Raw genomic sequence first — 17,209 nt, forward strand, 5'->3', positions numbered from 1 at the left:
CCTCCTCAGGCCAGGACCGGCTGGCCGCGCCGCACGCGGCGTTCGATCAGCGAAAAAACGAGGTTCGAAACGAGCGTAATGGCGAGGTAAAGCAGGGCGGCGGCAAGGAAGAACAGGAAATATTGCTTGGTGCTGGCCCCGGCCAGCCGCGTCGCGAGCGCCAGTTCCTGATACCCGACGACCGCCACCAGGGCGCTGTCCTTGGTCACCGCAAGCCAGAGATTGCCAAGCCCCGGTAAGGCGTTGGGCAAAAGCGCCGGCAAGACCACCCGGCTGAACCGCAAGGCGGGTGACATGCCGAAGGCGCGCGCCGCCTCAATCTGCCCGCTCGGAATGGCAAGGATCGCACCGCGCAGCACCTCGGTCATATAGGCGCCCTGCACGAAACCCAGAACCGCAACGGCGGCAACGAAACCGTTGACCTCCAGCGGCGGCATGCCAGCCAGCAGCAGCAGCCGGTTGAGACCGTCAGTACCGGCATAATAAAGCCCGACGATGAGGATCAGCTCGGGAACGGCGCGGATCGCGGTGGTGGAGAGGTTGAGCAGCAGGCCAAGCGGCCTGTTGCCCGAAAGCTTGCCGAGCGCCCCGGCCATGCCGATGGCAAGGCCGATCAGATAGGCGCCGGCGGAAATGGCAAGCGTCGATGCCGCACCCTTCAACAGGGTGCCGCCCCATCCCGGAGGATAGGGAGACAGAAGTTGCAACGTGGTTTCAAGGCTTGCCATATGCGTGACCGATCAGATCGACTTACTGCCCGTAAATATTGAAGCTGAAGTACTTCTTGCTGATCTCGTCATATTTGCCGCTGGCGCGTACGGCGGCGATTGCCGCATTCAGCTTGGCCTTGAGTTCGGTGTCTTCCTTGCGCAGGCCGCCCGAAACGCCGAGACCGAGGATTTCCTTGTCGTCGGCGACATCGCCCATGTCGGCGCAGCAATCCTTGCCCGCATCGCTCTTCACGAAAGCGTCGAGGACGATGGAATCGCCGAAGACATAGTCGATACGGCCAGCCGCGAGATCCTGAAACGCCTCGTCCAGCGTCTGGTAGGTCTTCTCATCGGCGACACCGGCGAAATATTTCTTGTAATATTCGGACTGGATCGTCGCCACCTGAATGCCGATGGTCTTGCCCTTGACGTCCTCGGCCGTCGCACCCGCCTTTTCACCCTTGGCGCCAATCAGCTTGCTCGGCGTGTTGTAATATTTGTCGGTGAAATCGATGATCTTCTGACGCTCTTCCGTGTTCGACATGGAGGACCAGATGACGTCGAATTTCTTCGTCTGCAGCGCCGGGATGAGACCATCCCAGGACAGTTCCACGATCGAGCATTTTTCCTTCATTTCGGCGCAGACGGCGTCCATGAGGTCGATTTCCCAGCCCTGCCACTTGCCGCTGGCATCCTTGGCGAAGAAGGGCGGATAGGCTTCGTTCATGATGCCGAAACGCACGTCGGCGCTGGCCGTGAAGGCGGAAAACGCAAATGCCGTTCCGGCAAGCAGCGTGGCGAAAAATTTCATTCAAGTCTCTCCTGTTAAAAACGGACTGTCAGGCAAAAGGGTCAATTGGCCAGCGCGCCGGTGAATTCCCGGCAACGGGCGCTCGTGGGGTTGCCGAACACCTGCGCCGGCGGGCCCGCCTCCTCCACCCGGCCCTGATGCAGAAACACGACCTGGGAGGACACATCGCGCGCAAAGCGCATCTCGTGGGTGACGAGCAGCATGGTGCGGCCTTCCTCGGCCAGATCGCGGATGACCTTCAGAACCTCTCCCACCAGTTCCGGATCAAGCGCCGAGGTGGGTTCGTCGAACAGCATCACCGCCGGTTCCATGCAGAGAGCACGCGCAATGGCGGCGCGCTGCTGCTGTCCGCCGGACAGGAATGCCGGATAGGCGTTTTTCTTGTCATAGAGCCCGACCTTGTTCAGCAGGGCTTCGGCCTTTTCAACCGCCTCCTGCCGCTTGACGCCGAGAACATGAACGGGCGCCTCGATGACGTTTTCCAGAACGGTGCGATGGGCCCAGAGATTGAAATTCTGGAACACCATGCCGAGACCGGTGCGCAATTTTTCCACCTGCCGCCAGCTTTTCGGCACGGCCTTGCCGTCGCGGCCGGTTTTTGTGGCGATTTCCTCGCCATTGATGATGACACGGCCGCGATCCGGCGTTTCGAGAAAATTCATGCAGCGCAGAAAGGTGCTTTTGCCGGAACCGGAAGACCCGATGATCGAGATGACATCGCCCTTATGGGCCTGCAACGAAACGCCCTTCAAAACTTCATGCGTGCCGAAGCTCTTGTGGATGTCATCCGCTTCGAGCGCGCAGGCGCCTGTATCTGCCATCGATTGACCTAGCCGATCCGTTTTTTAGTGCCGCCGCGTCGATACCCCCGGGGTTTGCGATGCGACTTGCACAATAACAAAGACTTGAGCCGCGCATGTTTAGCGAAAATAGCTACAGACGCGCGCAACAATCGGCTCTTTTACATATTCGCAACGAAAAATCATTTCAAAATATCACCTGGAACGAACAACCGGGGAAACCTGCCGCCGTTGGGGTATCGGGGCCGCCCCAGTTCTGTCCGGTTCCCCCTCCGCCTCGTCCTCCACGAGGCTGGCATTGGCCTGCAGATGCAGGCCCATCACCGCCACGATGAGGAAGAACCAGACGAACCCGGTGCTGAGGAAAAACAGCGTTTCCAGAAAGCCGTAGAGCAGCACGTAAAGCCATACACCGACATAAAGCCGCGTCAGCGGACTGTTGCGCGTGGCGTCATTCATTTTGCCGAGATACTGCAGCGGCAGGAGATAGATCCACACCATCACCAGCATCAGACCCGGCACGCCGCCGGCCAGCAGAAGGTCGAAATAACCATTGTGCGAATCCGGCGCGGTCGTCGCCCAGGTATTGTTCTCGGTAAAACTCGACATCAGGGTGTCGCTGCGCCAGAAGGCCTGATAGCCATATCCGAGGAGCGGGCTTTGCCTGATATAGTCGATGGCGACGGTCCAGATATCCCTTCTGCCGGTAAAGCTGGCATCAAGCCCCAGCTTCGTCAGCATCTGCGAAAAGACGGGATCAACCGTGGTGCCGACGGTCACCAGCGCGAAGACCGCCAGAAACAGGGTTACGACCGGGTAGCGCCAGCGGGGCCAGCGCAGGATGAACCAGCCTGTCGCAATGATGATCGGCATCAGCCCAAGCGCGGTCTTGCCGCCGGACTTGACCAGAAAGACCAGCGACAGCAACAGCACCGACAGCCCGCCGATGAAAGACCAGCGCTTGCTGAGATAAATGCCGACGATGATCAACACCGCCATGACCGAGGCGGCCTCGTTCTTGTGGCGGAAAACCCCGCGCCAGTCTCCCGCCAGAAGCGGTTCCAGCGCATCGCTTGCCTGGTGGATCGAGCGCGAGGGCAACACGGTGATTCCGAAATAGCACAGGAACAATATGATCAGCGCGCATGTGGCGAGCAGCGTCGTGAAATGCCGCTCCGTGCGCGGCAATTGCAGGAAACCGCCGGCAAGCACACAGATAATGGCGCACATGACAAGCCGCCTGAGCGAAAACAGCGGCGCTTCGCCCGCCACCGAAGTCAGGACAAACCAGCCGAAAATCGCCGCCATCAGCAGGCGCGGCATGAAGAGGATGGAAAACGACCGCTCCTTCGCCATGAAGGCCAGGAAACTGAAAAACAGGATGATCGCCGTCAACTGGTTGAGCAGGTTGGACCCGGCCGCCATGGCGGAGCCCTGATAGGTCGATGAGAGCGAGATATAGGGCGAAAAGCCGACCGTGAAATACAGGAAAGTCACGTAAAACAACGCGTCCCGCCAATAGCCCCGCCGCTGTTCTTCATGCGCTGCATCCATAAGGGGTTTTTCTCTCCCTCTTTCCTGAAGCCACCCGCATTAAAACTCGTGCTTCTCATATTCGATAATACGAATATCCCCCGCAAATCCTATTTTTTAGTTATCCGTGATGCACGGGCAAATAGCACCGCGATCGTCCGCTTTTTTCTCAGGAAACCGAAAGCGGGAGGCAAAGGACAAGACAGTCATTTTTAAAAGTTAAACTTCAAAACCCAAAAAAGCGTCCGCGAAAATTGGTCCATATTTCATCCTTCGGTTGCTTAACTAAGTATATTTTGTTAACCTCAAATGAGGCAGGGCCAGCAAAGTAACAGGCTGATATAATAACATTTTATCTTAATACGAACATTTCCGGACCAAGTGGATTGCCGGTTTTATATCTATATTAATACATTCAAATATACGCTTCCTATGGTTGATTTCATCAATGCGCGAAAGCTGGAGGCCGAGGGTGGACGTTCCGATACACACCAATATGGGCGATGGCGATAGTGGGCAGTCGCCACAACGCCCGGTTCAGCCAGGTGTCTCCGGTGTTCGCCCCATGCGCAGGGACGACGTTCCCGCAGTCGAGGCCGTGCTCAACAGCGCTTTCAAGAAGAACGGGCAAGAACGGAACTTCAATTTCCGCTCCTATATCGAGAAACTGTTTTTCGGCAGTCCCGCCTTCAGCCCGGAGAACGGCAGCGTTGTCTACGACGCCGGGGAGAACAGGGTCACAAGCGTCATCCTCGCCGTGCCCATGCGTTTCGTCGCGAACGGGAAAACCATTACCGCAAGGCTGCTCTGCGCCTTCGCATCTGATGGGAAACAGGGTGCGCTCGGCGCGGCGCGCCTGTCTCGGGGCATGCGGGCATCCAAACACGACATGCTGTTCTCGGACACGGCTTCACCCGTTAGCGCCGATCACTGGGTGGCGACCGGGGGCAACATGTTGCCGATTGAAAGCCTGCAATGGCACAAGGCGCTCAAGCCCTTCTGCACCATTGCCCTGCGCATGCCGCGCCGTTCCAAACTGGCCAAAACCACACTTGCCCTGACCACGCTCGGTTTTGTGGATGGAATCCTCAGACGCTGGAAAAAAGGTCTGAGACCGCAGGAGGCGGCCGGCGCCACGGTAAAAACCGTTGACTACGAAACCTTCCGCCGCAGGGCGCTCACCATGATCGAGCGTTTTTCCATTCGCCCGGAATGGTCTCACGAGGAGTTCCACTGGCTGATAGAGATGAGCAGGGCCAATGAAAGCCTCGGTGAACTGAAAGGCGTGATGATCGAGAATGCCGAAGGCCATGCCATGGGTGCTGCGCTGTTTTTCGGCCAGCGGGGACGAACGGCCTATGTGCTCAATCTCGTCTGCGATGCCGGCTGCGAAAACGATGTGCTCAACACCCTGTTCCGCCATTTCGATGACGAGAACTATGCCCATGTCACCGGCATGTCGCAGCCGTTTCTCATCAATGCGCTTTACCGCCAGAACCACATGAGCTTCCGCCATGACGGTTATTTCTGCATGGCGACCCGGGATGACGAGCTGAGGGAAAAAGCGCTGGCCGGCGATATCTATATTGGCGGGCTGTGCTCGGAAAGCTGGAGCAAGCTCATAACAGACTATTGAGGCCTCCACCCGGCAACGGGACGGAGCGCCGACCGGGCACCCTCAAGCCTAGCTGAACCGCCCGACATTGGCCGAGATGAGATGGCGCAGCGCTTTCGCATAACGTTTGGAGCGCGTCTTGGCCGCCAGCGCGCTGGTCCAGTCCACCATCGACCCGTTGATATCGAAATCGCCGAGCTGTCCCTCCGGAATATCGCCCTTTTCGATGCGCTCGACGATGGAGGCGAGTGCCGCATAAAATTCCGGTGAGCGATAGGGCGGATGCAGCGAATACATACCCTTGCCCGTGCCTAGAAAATCGAGGCGGTGGACGCCGCTGCGCATCATGTTGGTGCTCAGCACTTCCTCGGCGGGCATGGAGACCGGCTGCTGGTTATAGGCATAGGAGCGGATGCGCCGTTTGACATCGGGCCGCAGCAACTCCAGCGAACCGATCCGCTTCGCAAAACGATCCATGTCGATCAAGAAAAGGCGGGTGGACACCGTGGCGAAACGCCAGGTGGGAATGCGTGACGGCAACTTGCGCGGCTCAGGGATGTTCTTCACGCCGGGCATGCCGACATGGCGGGAAATATCGAGATCGCCACGCACCGTCGGCGGCCCCGAAAAGGGCGTGATGCACAGCGCATCCGGATTGGCCTTCTGCAGCGCGATCGCCTCGGCGAACCAGCTCTGGCTGCCGCCGCCGAACATCATGTCGCTGTCCATATGCAGCACATAACGGGCATTGGCGCGTTTGATACCATGGAAATAGACATGGAAGGGCCCGCCGTCGAAAGCCTTGGCGGGATAGGGAATGGGTGAGCGGGAAAAGAAGGTCTGCGTCACCGCGCTGCGCGCCGCATCGCTGTAATCGACGATATCCACATGCAGATGCGGATAGTTGGTCTGCATTTCCTCCAGCATGTCGAAGAGACGCTGGCGCGCCGCATCAAAACCGTTGCCCTTGTAGCGGCCTGCCCCCACCTGGCCCGTATCGACGGTCAGGAGAATGCGATCCACCTGTCCGCCCCAGACCCTGAGCTGATGCGGCAGGGTCAGGGCCGCATGCGGAGCATCGAAGGGATGGAGGTTGATTTGCAGCGCCTTTTGCACGGGAGGAAGCGGCATTTCAGCATTCATAGTCATGCACCACGGTTCCGGAATTCATTGATGACGGCCATCATGGGTTTTTCGTTGAAACTCCAGTCGAGCGGCAGCGGCCGGTTGGCGGTGCCGTCGCGGCGCGGATAGGCCCAGCGGATCCAGCTATATTGATCGGAAATGCCCCATGTGGTGATGGAGGAAAGCGGGCCGCCTGCAGAAGCTGCTTCCAGAAACTCGCGGACCTGGCCGGTGATCAGCATGTCGCGCTCGGCCTCCGGTGCCGGCAGCGTCTGGTCCATCACGTCAAGTTCCGTCACCAGAACGGCAAGACCGTAACTGCGCATTTCCGTCGTGAAGGCGGCAAGCTCGTCCTTGGCGATCGGCCAGCCGCCGCGCAAATGCCCCTGCAGGCCGATGGCGTTGATCGGCGCGCCCTTTTCGAGCAGTTCGAGGATGAGATTGCGGAAAGCGGCGCGTTTGGCCGGCGATTTCTCGGCGGCAAATTCGACGTCATATTCGTTGAGCACGAGCTGCGCCTTCGGATCGACCGCATGGGCGATCTCGAAAGCCTTCTTGATGGCATCAGGCCCCGCGCCATAATACCAGGCATCACGCCGCGCACGCACATTGCCCGGCACGTCGGGGATCGGTTCGTTGACCACGTCCCAGCTGTGGATCACGTCCTTGTATCGCTCCATCACGGTAACGATATGGGTCTCCATCAGCTTTTCGACCTTCATGCCGCCGCCGATGCTCGCAAGCCAGGGCGCGTTGGAGGCATACCAGATCAGCGGATGGCCATGCATGGAAAGCTTGTGCTGACGCGCGAAGTTGGCGATTGCATCCGCAGCGGTGAAATCGAACGCTTCAGCCGAAGGCCGCAGAACCTCCCATTTCATTTCGGTGACGGGGGTGATGCGCGAGCAATATTTCACCACCGCCTCGCCGATGCGGCTATCGGCGGTGAGGTCAGGCAGGTAGACGGCCGCGCCATATGGAGCGGTTTTGATCGTGGCTTTCTTCTGCGCGGCAAAGGCCGGGCCGGCCACGGCATGCAGCAGGCCAGCGCTTGCCGCACCACCCAGAAAATTCCGCCGCCCGATCCGCATCAACCCGCCTCCGCAACCCCGGCGCATCGGCGTCCGGAAGGACGCACCGCGCTTTCATTCTCAAAACATAACATTCCAATCATGCCAAAAGGATATTAAAGATTTGCAAGGTTAACCGACGCTATACCACGTCATAATTGGTGAGCCCCGCTTAATGCGGTAGTAACTTCACTGTGAGAATGCTTGGGCCGCCCCTCATGGAGTTGAAAAGCTTGGTCTCCGTTTCGATTGTCATTCCCGTTCGCAATGGCGAGCGTTACATCGTGGAAGCGATCGAAAGCGTGTTGCTGCAGGGCGAGACCATCCGCGAAGTGCTTGTTGTCGATGACGGCTCCACCGACACCACCGCGCAAAAGGTGGAAGGTTTTTCCGATCCGCGCGTGAAACTTCTGGCCCGGCCGCAGGGAAGACAGGGCGTTTCCGCCGTGCGCAATTTCGGCCTGTCGCAGGCGCGCGGCGAATGGACGATGTTTCTCGATGCCGACGACCGTCTGAAACCGGGCGCCATCGCAGCGCTTTGCGCCGGCATTTCCGGCCCTGAAGTCGTCGCCGTCTATGGCGATTACGAGCGCATCGATGAAAACGGCGTCAAGATCGGCCGGCGCAATCTCATTCGCCGCCGGGAAAAGCCTGACGGTTTTATTCTCCAGCCGCTGCTCGGCGGAAACTTCATCGTCAACGGCGGCATCATGCTGGTCAGGACCCGCATCTTTCAGGACTTTGGCGGTTTCGACGAGACCTTGCGTTATGCGGAAGACTGGTACGGCTGGTGCAGGCTCGCCGCCGCCGGCCGTTTTGCCTATCTGCCCGGCCGCCATGTGCTCGACTACCGGGTGCACAGGACGAGCGTGATGATGAACAGGCTTTTGACCTTCCGGGATTGTGAACCGGCCATCGAAGCCGTGTTTTCCGATCCCGCCATCATCGCAGCCGTCTCCCCGCAGGAACTGCGACGGCTTCGCCGCAAGTCCGAAAACCACATGAATGCCTATACCGTGGCGCAGGCCTTTCGCGCCCGCCGCTACCGCGAGGCCTTTTCGGCGCTGGCCGATACCTTCCTCAACCGCCCGCGCCAGAGCCTCAGGGCCGTCGTTTTTTCCGCCGCCGCACTTGCCGGAATTTAGGAGTTTCCATGTCCGAGATCATGCCGGAAGCGGTGGTGTGCATTCCAAGTTTCCGCCGGCCGGAAGGCCTGAAAAAGACGCTCGCATCGCTCGCAGCCCAGAAGGTCGATTTTCCCTTCGCCGTCGTCGTTGTCGATAATGATGGCGCAGGCCAGCAGGGTCTCGCCGTCGCGCGCGCCTTTTTCGCCGAGAGCGGCATGGCCGGTCAGGCGCTGGTGGAACCGACGCAGGGCAATTGTTACGCCATCAACACGGCCTTCCGTACCGCCCGGCAGACTTATCCTTCGGCTGAGTGGTTGCTGATGATCGATGACGACGAGGCCGCCTCCCCCCAATGGCTTGCCGAAATGGTTTCGGCTGCAAAGTCCTTCGGCGTCGATATCGTCGGCGGACCGGTCAACCGCGAATTCGACGCCCCGGCTTCGAAGGCGGTTTTATCGCATCCACTGTTCGGCTCCATCGAAGCGCCGACCGGCCGGGTCGAGCAAATCCACGGATCGGGCAATTGCCTGATCTCCCGGCGGGTGGTCGAAACCCTGCCGAAACCGGAATTCGACGTGCAGGTCAACTTCCTCGGCGGCGGCGACATGGACTTCTTTACCCGCTGCCGCAAGGCCGGTTTTAAATTCGCCTGGAATGCGCAAGCCGTCATTATCGAATATGTGCCGGAAAGCCGCATGGCGCCGCGCTGGATCATGGAGCGCTCGCTCCGCACCGGCATCATCAATTACAGCATCGACCGCGCCCGCCGCCCCGGCCTGAAAGGCGGACTGCAGCTTGCCGCCAAAAACGCCGTCAGCCTGTGCCTGTCGCTGGTGCGCGCCGTTTCCGCCGGGTTGAAAACCGGCGCACTGCTGCCCGCCACCCATCCGCCGCTGATGTCCATCGGCCGGGTGATGGCAAGCCTCGGCATCACGCTGACGCCTTACAAGGCGCCGGCGAAGAAGACCTGAAGTCTCCAATCACTCCAGCCGTGGTTAGCTCAGGGTCTTTTCCCTGCCGAGCGAGATTGTATTTATAAGCCGTTTCTGCAAACCGAACGACGAAAAGGCCGTCGCAAGGACGAGCAGCGGCACGAGCACCGGCCAGAAGAAACAAAGGACAATGCCGGTTACCCGATAAAAATCCCAGCTCTTATCGCGGCGGGCGCCTTCGATATAGGTCATGGCGAGAGAGGTAACGGTGCCAATTCCATATATGAAAAGAGAAATGGACGTAATCACCATTGGCGGCCTCGAAATATCTCTGATTCGAATAAATTTATAATATTTGTGCAGTGTAGCGCACCCGTTCGCAGTTGCAACGGGTTTCGGCGGCGAAGCGCATCGATTCAATATGTTAGAGAAATCTCAAATTATCGGGCGGGAGAGGCGCAATGCTCTAGCGATTTTGCCCCGACGCCCCGAAGCGGTACTTCAGCAGCGAATATATGGCGATCGGATTGGTCAGCAGGTAACGTTTTCCAAGACGCTTCGGCTCAAGCATCGCCCGGTAGAGCCATTCCAGCCCCATATCCTGCATCCATTGCGGCGCCCGGCTGTTCTTGCCGGCGAGAAAATCGAAAAGGCCGCCGCAGGTCTTGATGACAGCGATGCCGGAAAGCCTGTCCAGATTGCGCGAAACGAAACGCTGCTCCAGCGGTATGCCGAAACCAACCCAGAGAATATCTGTCCCGGATGCGGCGATATCGGCGAGGATCGCCTCTTCCTCGGCCCGGCTGAAATAACCGTTGCGCCGCCCGGAAAAGGCGAGGCGCGGATAGAGCCTCTGCATTTCCTCGACTGCCGCACGGTTCACGTCTTCAGAACCGCCGAGGAAATAAAACCGGCTGCCCGTCTCTTCGGCGCGCTTCGCCACCGCATGGACGAGATCAGTCGTCGCGACCCGTTCCCTCAATGCCCTCGGGCAGAACTTGCGGGAGAAGATCACCAGCGACATGCCATCGGCGTGTATCTGGTCCGCCTGCCGCAGCATGGCGTCAAATTCCCGGTCGTGATGGCAGAGCGCGATGACCTGGCCGTTCGCCGATGTCGAATAAAATGGCCGTGCACCGGCGACGCGCGCCGACGTCGCACGCAGGATGAAATCCCGCGCCGTTTCATCAATGGTCGCGTCAGTGATGGGCAACGCCGCAAGCGGAATAACCGGCCAGACCTGACCAGTCCCCTCCGCATCCGGCATCTCTCTCCCTGTCATGATCTGTCCGGTGTCCAAGATAGGCATCGTTTCATTGTTATATTCACGCTTATGCATAGGGTATAAGGCTTCAAACACTACGAAGAACTATCATTAATATTTTTATAAATCCCCGTATGCGGCAGGCATTTTACACGCCTGAAGGTTGTGCGCCACATTTTCTGCCTATTCCGGTTTTCCAGCCGATGGGTTAAGGGACGCGGAAATCAAACCACGGAAGGGCTCCGGCCATGGAAACAATCTCGATCGACAATCGCGGCGATTTCGGCCTCTGGGCGATAGAACGGGCAAAAGAAATCGTGGCCAACGAGGCCTCCGATCTTGCGATTTCGGTTCGCGACGGTGACGAGGCCGGCATTCGCGACGCCGGCAATGCGCTGGGTGCTGCCATCGCCGCGGCCCTGCTCGAAGTTTATGACGGTCTGATTTCGGAAGAATAACCCGGCACGGAGCCGCCTTACGGCTTAACGCGCCACGGCTTCCGCATGATTGTCCCGCCGCAGATAACCCCAGAGGCCGAGAGCCACGGCAAGTCCGAGACCGAGGAACAGACCCCCGACGCCACCGGCAATCAGGAAGGTCAGCTTGCCGGGCGGCCAGCTTCTGGAATTGGGTGCGACCGGCTGCGAAATCACCCGCACATTGGTGGAATCGATCGACTGCTGTTCGGCCAGCTGGCGCGAGCGGGTCAGATAGGTCTCGTAGATCGCCGCCGCCGAGCGGGCGTCGCGATCAAGATCACGCAGCCGCACCTGAGCGTCATTGTCGGTAAAGACATTGGCGCGTTCCGCCACTGCCTTCAGCCTCAGCGCATCCAGCGAGGAGCGCGCTTCGGCGACATTGATCTTGGCCGCCTGCAAGATGCGCCGCGCCTCGTCCGCCATGCCGCGTTCCAGCATCGCCCGCTCCGCACCCGCGGTTGCAAGACGCGGATGGCGGGCGCCATAGGTCAGCGTCATCGCGCCGATCTGCTGCTGCAGGGTACTATATTGGGCGCGGATGGTGTTCATGGTCTGGCTGTCGAAGATGGCGTCGCTCTGGGTGCGGTTCTGGGCAATCGCCGCCTCCATCTGCTTGAGACGCGATTCTTCCTGAATGAGCCGCTGCTGGGTCGCAAGCACCTGCGCATTCAGCTCGCCGGATGCGAGATTGCTGACGAGCTGGCCGTTATTTTCCTGCAGGCCGTTCTCGCGGCGGAAATCGGCCACGCGCTTTTCGGCGATGGTGACATTCTCGCGCATTTCCTCGAGCCGCTTCTTGAGATCGTCGACGACGCGCTGGCTGCTGTCGGAGGTCGTCTGGAACAACTCGCTTTCGAAGGCCTTCACGATGGCCTTGGAAACCGTCACGGATTTTTCCGCATCATTGGTCCAGACCGAAAGCGTCACGACAAAGGAACGCGGATCGCGTTCCGCCGCCACCCGGTCGCCGAGCGAACGAAGCGCACCGACCCGGTTGTCGCCATCGTCAGGCGCGGAAGAGAACATCGCCTTCAACCGGGCAAGCAGCGGTGGCGTTATGAATTCACGGTCCTGATCGAGCTTCAACTCGTCCACCACCCGCGCCAGCACGTTGCGTGAAGTGATGGTGCGCAGCTTGCTTTCCACCTCGAGGATCTGCGTGTCCCGCTGCTGGTTGGGTGAAAACACCCCGTCATTGACGACATTCAGATTGGAGGGATTAACGACGATATCCGTATAGGCCTTGTAGCGCGGCGGCGTCATATAGGCGTAGGTGAGTGCGCCGGCGACGCAGAGAACAATCGCCAGCACGATCCAGACGATGCCTTTGCGAAGCCAGAGGATGACGTCATCCACACCGATCCTGTCGATATGTTTCAGGCCAGGCAGCGCAGCCGCCAGGCTGCCGCTCGGTGAAGCCGTCTTCACCCGCGTCTCGGCCGGAGCCGGCTCGGCAGCAGTCGCCGCCGGTTTCGGCTCAAGATGCTCCTTCAGCACCGTGCGCTCGAAAACCTCGTCCTCATCCACCAGATCGTCCAGCAGGGAACCATGGGGTTTCGCGGCGGACGCCGTTTTTTCATCGAGCGGACGTGCCTGCTTATGTCCCGCCTTTTGAAGCCTGTACATCAGCCAATCCAACTCGAACGAACCACAAAAAAGGCCGGCAACACATGGTTCTCATCGTCGCCAGAGCCGCTATCGACAGACAAGTTTAAATATGACGGGTGAATTTTAGGTTACCCGCATCATTCCCGCCATCATCGCCTATTCGCGGCCGCCATGAAAGGGATGATTGACTTGAATGGATCGATACGGTTCTTTCAACCGTTATATTTTTACACTATCCATTTACCCCTCAAAGATTTTATCGAAACGGAGTTTGGAATGAGCCTGAAATTTGGAACGAGCGGCCTTCGCGGCCTCTCCGTCGATCTGAAAGGAAAGGCCTCGGCCGTCTATGCCACGGCATTTGCAAGGCATCTTCTCACATCGGGCCAGGCAAAGGCGGGTGATCCCATTCTCGTCGGCCGCGATTTCCGTGATTCGAGCCCGGATGTTTCCGCCACCTGCATCGCTGCGCTGAAAAAAGCCGGCCTGACGCCGTTCGATTGCGGTGCGGTGCCGACACCAGCGCTTGCGCTTTACGGCATGTCGCTGAAGGCAGGCGCGCTGATGATAACAGGCTCGCATATCCCGGCCGACCGCAACGGCATCAAGTTCTACCGCCCGGACGGCGAAATCGACAAGCAGGACGAGACGGCGATTGCCGCTCTCGCTGCCGAAATCGAAGCGGAGGGCGTAAGCGACGAGGCGGCGACGGCGGAGGACCATTCCGGCACCGCAGCCGAACTTTTCTACGAGCGTAACATTGCGCTGCTGCCGGAAAAGGCGCTCTCCGGCCTCAAGATCGGTGTTTACCAGCACAGCACCGTGGCGCGCGATCTCTTTGTCGACGTCCTTGCCCATTATGGCGCTGATGTCGTTCCGCTCGGCCGCTCCGAAACCTTCATCCCCGTCGATACCGAAGCGGTCTCGCCGGAAACGCTGGCCCTTCTCAAGAAATGGTCGCTGGAGCATCGTCTCGATGCCATCGTTTCCGCAGATGGCGACGGCGACCGTCCGCTGCTGACCGATGAAAACGGCGTGCCGCTGCGCGGCGACCTCATCGGCCTGATCACCGCCAACTTCCTAGGAGCCGGCGTGGTCGTCACCCCCGTCACCTCCAATTCGGGCATCGAGGCAAGCGGCTCCTTCGACGTTATCCGTACCAAAGTCGGCTCCCCCTTCGTCATCGCCGGCATGACCGAGGCGCTCGCCGCCGGCAGGAACGGCGTCATGGGCTTCGAGGCCAATGGCGGCCTGCTCACGGCCTCCGCCTTCACACTCAACGGCAGGCCGCTTTCGCCGCTGCCGACGCGGGACAGCTTCCTGCCGATCCTCGCCGTGCTGCTTCTCTCGGCAGAACAGAAAAAGCCGCTGTCGCAGATCGCCGCCGCCTATAAGCTGCCGGTCGCCGCCGCCGATCGTCTGGAAAATTTCGCCCAGGAAAAGAGCGCCGCCCTGATGACGCATCTGCGCGCCTCGCGGACCAATCTCGACGCCTTCCTCGCCCCGGTCGGCTCCGTCAAAGCGCTGAGCGACATTGACGGCCTGCGCGTGGCGCTCACCGACGGCAGCACCATCCACTTCCGCCCTTCCGGAAATGCTCCGGAAATGCGCTGCTACGTCGAGGCCGCCAATCAGGATGAGGCCGAAACGCTTCTGAACAAGGGGCTCGATCTCATCCGTAATTTCGGATGATGTTTTGCATGATGCCGGGCTTGCCCGGCATCTGTCCTCTTTGACCTGTCGCAAATGTCGCACCCCGCCAGTGCCCTGTTGCTCTTCCGGCTCTGCGGAGCGATAAGAACCGGAGGGCCACAAGAGGCGGATTATGAGCGGCGAGACCATTACCCTTTATGAAGCGATCGGTGGCGATGCGACCGTCAGGGCGCTCACCCGGCGCTTCTACGAATTGATGGATACCCTGCCGGAGGCAGCGCGCTGCCGCGCCATCCACCCTGCCGATCTCTCCGGCAGCGAGGCGAAGTTCTACGATTATCTGACGGGATATCTTGGCGGACCGCCCGTCTATGTCGAGAAACACGGCCATCCGATGTTGCGGCGACGCCATTTCGTCGCCCCCATCGGCCCCGCCGAGCGGGATGAATGGTTGCTCTGCTTCCGCCGCGCCATGGACGAAACCATCGAGAACGTGAAGCTGCGCGAGATCATCTGGACGCCGGTGGAACGGCTGGCCTTTCACATGCAGAACCAGGAGGCAGACAGCCAATGACCACGCAGAGCGCGACCATCGCAAGCGTTCCCCGTGAAAGATTGCGGGCCTTCATTCTGTTGCTGGGCGGCCTGCTGGGCGCGGCCGGGGTCATGCTTGCAGCCGCAGCCACCCATACCGGCGAAACCTATATGCTCGGCAATGCCTCGGCGATGGCGCTGGCCCATGCGCCGGTGCTGGTGGCGCTGCATATCGGTGCGGGTCGCATCAGAACCGCCATTCCGGCGGGCCTGATCCTCGGCCTCGGCACGGCGATCTTTGTCGGCGATCTCGTTGTCAGGCATTTTTCCGGCCACAGCCTGTTTCCCTACGCTGCACCCACGGGCGGCCTCGGCATGATCGTCGGGTGGCTGGTACTCTGCGCGGGAGCGTTTCTGAAGCCGAAGGGCTAGCTTTCAGCCCTAACGCCGCTTCCAGCGAAACGATAGAATATTGCGGCCCTCTTCAGCCGCCGCGCCGATCTCGAAGGACGGTGTTTCACCCGGCTGGCGGGTGCGCAGATGGGGAAAGGTCACAACATTGCCGCCGCTTCTGGCAACGCGGTTGCGTCTTTCCCGTTCACCGACGATTTCATAGATGTCCGTCAGGACGGGGTCGCCGGCCTGCTCGGCCATCTTGTGCAGTTCCACACGGCAGGCTTCTGCTACCGCGGGATCTTCATCGTGGAAATTACTGCGCTCGTCGCTCATCGCTGGAGGTCCGTTCATTCATCGTCTGCAGCGCCCGCTCCAGACTGGATTTGCTGCCATTGCGCAGCGGAATGAACGTCTTGCCGAATTTCTTGCAACCCGACTTCACCCGCAGACACGCATCGTGGCTGATACAGTCGATCGGGCAGAAAACGCAGTCGACGGAGGGAAGGACGGTATCGATGCGGGAGACGGCCTCGCGCAGGCCGCCATCATGATGAATGAGCTCCGCACCGAAATTGCTGGCGATCTGGCGAAGATGCGCAACCTGACAGTCACGGCCGCCGACATAAAGAAAGCTTTTCGGACCGGAAAGCTGCTGTTCGGCCACGTCCTTTTCGGTCTGTGGCGCGCCCTTGCCCTGCTTGCCGCCGCGTTCGGCCTTCTTCTTTTCCTTGCGTGCCATTCCCTCACCTGCCGGTTGATTTTTCAATGCCCCGGACGTTCGGGATGCCGGCACCATAATAAAGATGAGTTTTGGAGTAAAGTATAAAGGTGATAATTTTCCTCATGTTTTGACATAAAGAATCGATCACATATTCGCGAGAACGGTCCCGTTCAGCCGTTTATCCGCAATCCGCCCATGAAAAGCTGCTCCAGATGCCGGGCCGCATCTTCGAAACGGCCTTCGCCACCATTCTTGTCACCCAGCACCGCCCGCACCTGCACGTCGAAATCCGCATAATGCTGGGTGGTCGACCAGATCGAGAAAATCAGGTGGTAGGGATCACATTTGGCCATCCGTCCGGCCTTCACCCAGGCGCGGATGACCTCAACCTTCTCATCCACCAGTTGTTTCAGCGGTCCTTTCAGCTCGTCCTCGATATGCGGCGCGCCCTGCAGGATCTCATTGGCGAACAGGCGGCTCTCACGCGGAAAATCGCGCGACATTTCCAGCTTGCGGCGAATATAGGAGCGGATTTCGCTTTCTGGATTGCCCGTGGCGTCGAAAGCCCTGAGCGGGTCGAGCCATGTATCAAGCACTCGCTCGATCAGCGCGCGATGCATCGCCTCCTTGGTGCGGAAATAATAAAGCACGTTCGGTTTCGACATGCCGGCGGCCTCGGCAATCTGGTCGATGGTGGAGCCGCGAAACCCGTTCGTGGAAAAAACACTGAGCGCGGCTTCAAGAATCGCTTCCTGCTTTTCTTCCTGAATGCGGGTCCGCTTCTGTGTTTTCGCTGCTCGCGGTATGGCCATTCTCAGCTCTCTGTTTCTT

General features: G+C 59.5%; 18 protein-coding genes and 1 pseudogene. 7 read left to right on the plus strand and 12 right to left on the minus strand.

Features of this window, described 5'->3' with window-relative positions:
- Positions 1 to 5: 5 nt before the first annotated feature.
- From ASB65_RS20685 to uppW, 4 genes are all read right to left on the minus strand, one after another.
- On the minus strand, positions 6 to 728 hold the full coding sequence (locus ASB65_RS20685) for an ABC transporter permease (protein WP_060725218.1): 723 nt from the start codon (positions 726 to 728) through the stop codon (positions 6 to 8).
- A gap of 22 nt (positions 729 to 750) precedes the next feature.
- Positions 751 to 1,521: a transporter substrate-binding domain-containing protein gene (locus ASB65_RS20690; protein WP_003509438.1), complete on the minus strand. Its 771-nt coding sequence runs from the start codon at positions 1,519 to 1,521 to the stop codon at positions 751 to 753.
- A 41-nt stretch (positions 1,522 to 1,562) separates the two neighbouring features.
- Positions 1,563 to 2,342, minus strand: a complete 780-nt coding sequence (locus tag ASB65_RS20695) for an ABC transporter ATP-binding protein (protein ID WP_060725219.1) — start codon at positions 2,340 to 2,342, stop codon at positions 1,563 to 1,565.
- A gap of 174 nt (positions 2,343 to 2,516) precedes the next feature.
- Positions 2,517 to 3,875 carry a Wzy-type polysaccharide biosynthesis protein UppW gene (uppW, locus tag ASB65_RS20700; RefSeq protein WP_003509433.1) on the minus strand — a complete coding sequence of 453 codons (1,359 nt, stop codon included), beginning with the start codon at positions 3,873 to 3,875 and terminating at the stop codon, positions 2,517 to 2,519.
- Between the two features lie 544 nt (positions 3,876 to 4,419).
- Here uppW and ASB65_RS20705 point away from each other — a divergent pair.
- Positions 4,420 to 5,490, plus strand: a complete 1,071-nt coding sequence (locus tag ASB65_RS20705; RefSeq protein WP_060725220.1) for a hypothetical protein — start codon at positions 4,420 to 4,422, stop codon at positions 5,488 to 5,490.
- A gap of 48 nt (positions 5,491 to 5,538) precedes the next feature.
- Here ASB65_RS20705 and uppG read toward each other — a convergent pair whose 3' ends face one another.
- Both uppG and uppI read right to left on the minus strand, forming a co-directional pair.
- On the minus strand, positions 5,539 to 6,612 hold the full coding sequence (gene uppG / locus ASB65_RS20710; protein WP_060725221.1) for a polysaccharide biosynthesis glycosyltransferase UppG: 1,074 nt from the start codon (positions 6,610 to 6,612) through the stop codon (positions 5,539 to 5,541).
- 2 nt (positions 6,613 to 6,614) lie between these two features.
- Positions 6,615 to 7,685 carry a polysaccharide biosynthesis UDP-hexose transferase UppI gene (gene uppI / locus ASB65_RS20715; protein WP_003509427.1) on the minus strand — a complete coding sequence of 357 codons (1,071 nt, stop codon included), beginning with the start codon at positions 7,683 to 7,685 and terminating at the stop codon, positions 6,615 to 6,617.
- 212 nt (positions 7,686 to 7,897) lie between these two features.
- Between uppI and uppH the strand changes: the two genes are divergently transcribed.
- The gene (uppH, locus tag ASB65_RS20720) at positions 7,898 to 8,809 is read left to right on the plus strand and encodes a polysaccharide biosynthesis endo-1,4-beta-xylanase UppH (RefSeq protein ID WP_236762497.1); all 912 of its coding nucleotides are present in this window, start codon (positions 7,898 to 7,900) and stop codon (positions 8,807 to 8,809) included.
- 8 nt (positions 8,810 to 8,817) lie between these two features.
- Complete coding sequence (gene uppJ, locus ASB65_RS20725) at positions 8,818 to 9,762, plus strand: polysaccharide biosynthesis UDP-hexose transferase UppJ (RefSeq protein ID WP_060725223.1); 945 nt, start codon at positions 8,818 to 8,820, stop codon at positions 9,760 to 9,762.
- A gap of 24 nt (positions 9,763 to 9,786) precedes the next feature.
- Here the strand turns inward: uppJ and ASB65_RS20730 are convergent, their stop codons facing one another.
- Together ASB65_RS20730 and uppL are read right to left on the minus strand one after the other, a co-directional pair.
- On the minus strand, positions 9,787 to 10,035 hold the full coding sequence (locus tag ASB65_RS20730; protein WP_060725224.1) for a hypothetical protein: 249 nt from the start codon (positions 10,033 to 10,035) through the stop codon (positions 9,787 to 9,789).
- Between the two features lie 154 nt (positions 10,036 to 10,189).
- Positions 10,190 to 10,990: a polysaccharide biosynthesis UDP-hexose transferase UppL gene (uppL, locus tag ASB65_RS20735; RefSeq protein WP_060725225.1), complete on the minus strand. Its 801-nt coding sequence runs from the start codon at positions 10,988 to 10,990 to the stop codon at positions 10,190 to 10,192.
- Between the two features lie 245 nt (positions 10,991 to 11,235).
- Here uppL and ASB65_RS28585 point away from each other — a divergent pair, with 245 nt between their 5' ends.
- Complete coding sequence (locus tag ASB65_RS28585) at positions 11,236 to 11,445, plus strand: hypothetical protein (protein WP_003509414.1); 210 nt, start codon at positions 11,236 to 11,238, stop codon at positions 11,443 to 11,445.
- 24 nt (positions 11,446 to 11,469) lie between these two features.
- Here ASB65_RS28585 and uppM read toward each other — a convergent pair whose 3' ends face one another.
- On the minus strand, positions 11,470 to 13,092 hold the full coding sequence (gene uppM / locus ASB65_RS20745) for a polysaccharide biosynthesis protein UppM (RefSeq protein WP_060725226.1): 1,623 nt from the start codon (positions 13,090 to 13,092) through the stop codon (positions 11,470 to 11,472).
- Between the two features lie 258 nt (positions 13,093 to 13,350).
- Between uppM and uppO the strand changes: the two genes are divergently transcribed.
- The 3 genes from uppO to ASB65_RS20760 all read left to right on the plus strand — a co-directional run bounded on the left by uppO (position 13,351) and on the right by ASB65_RS20760 (position 15,693).
- Entirely contained in the window at positions 13,351 to 14,766 is a 1,416-nt protein-coding gene (uppO, locus tag ASB65_RS20750; protein WP_003509411.1) for a polysaccharide biosynthesis phosphomannomutase UppO, read from the plus strand.
- A 133-nt stretch (positions 14,767 to 14,899) separates the two neighbouring features.
- The gene (locus tag ASB65_RS20755) at positions 14,900 to 15,301 is read left to right on the plus strand and encodes a group II truncated hemoglobin (protein ID WP_060725227.1); all 402 of its coding nucleotides are present in this window, start codon (positions 14,900 to 14,902) and stop codon (positions 15,299 to 15,301) included.
- Positions 15,298 to 15,693, plus strand: a complete 396-nt coding sequence (locus ASB65_RS20760; protein WP_060725228.1) for a DUF423 domain-containing protein — start codon at positions 15,298 to 15,300, stop codon at positions 15,691 to 15,693. The genes ASB65_RS20755 and ASB65_RS20760 overlap by 4 nt, the downstream gene beginning before the upstream one ends.
- Positions 15,694 to 15,702: 9 nt before the next feature.
- Here the strand turns inward: ASB65_RS20760 and ASB65_RS20765 are convergent, their stop codons facing one another.
- The 3 genes and pseudogenes from ASB65_RS20765 to ASB65_RS20775 form a co-directional block, all read right to left on the minus strand.
- Positions 15,703 to 15,990 (minus strand): hypothetical protein, encoded by a 288-nt coding sequence (locus ASB65_RS20765; protein ID WP_060725229.1) that lies wholly within the window; start codon positions 15,988 to 15,990, stop codon positions 15,703 to 15,705.
- Positions 15,971 to 16,294: pseudogene (locus ASB65_RS20770) on the minus strand (DUF2325 domain-containing protein); the annotation flags it as partial. The pseudogene ASB65_RS20770 and the gene ASB65_RS20765, both read right to left, overlap by 20 nt.
- A 254-nt stretch (positions 16,295 to 16,548) precedes the next feature.
- On the minus strand, positions 16,549 to 17,190 hold the full coding sequence (locus ASB65_RS20775) for a TetR family transcriptional regulator C-terminal domain-containing protein (RefSeq protein ID WP_060725230.1): 642 nt from the start codon (positions 17,188 to 17,190) through the stop codon (positions 16,549 to 16,551).
- Positions 17,191 to 17,209 lie beyond the last annotated feature (19 nt).

Source organism: Agrobacterium tumefaciens str. B6 (assembly GCF_001541315.1).
Lineage (GTDB): Bacteria > Pseudomonadota > Alphaproteobacteria > Rhizobiales > Rhizobiaceae > Agrobacterium > Agrobacterium radiobacter.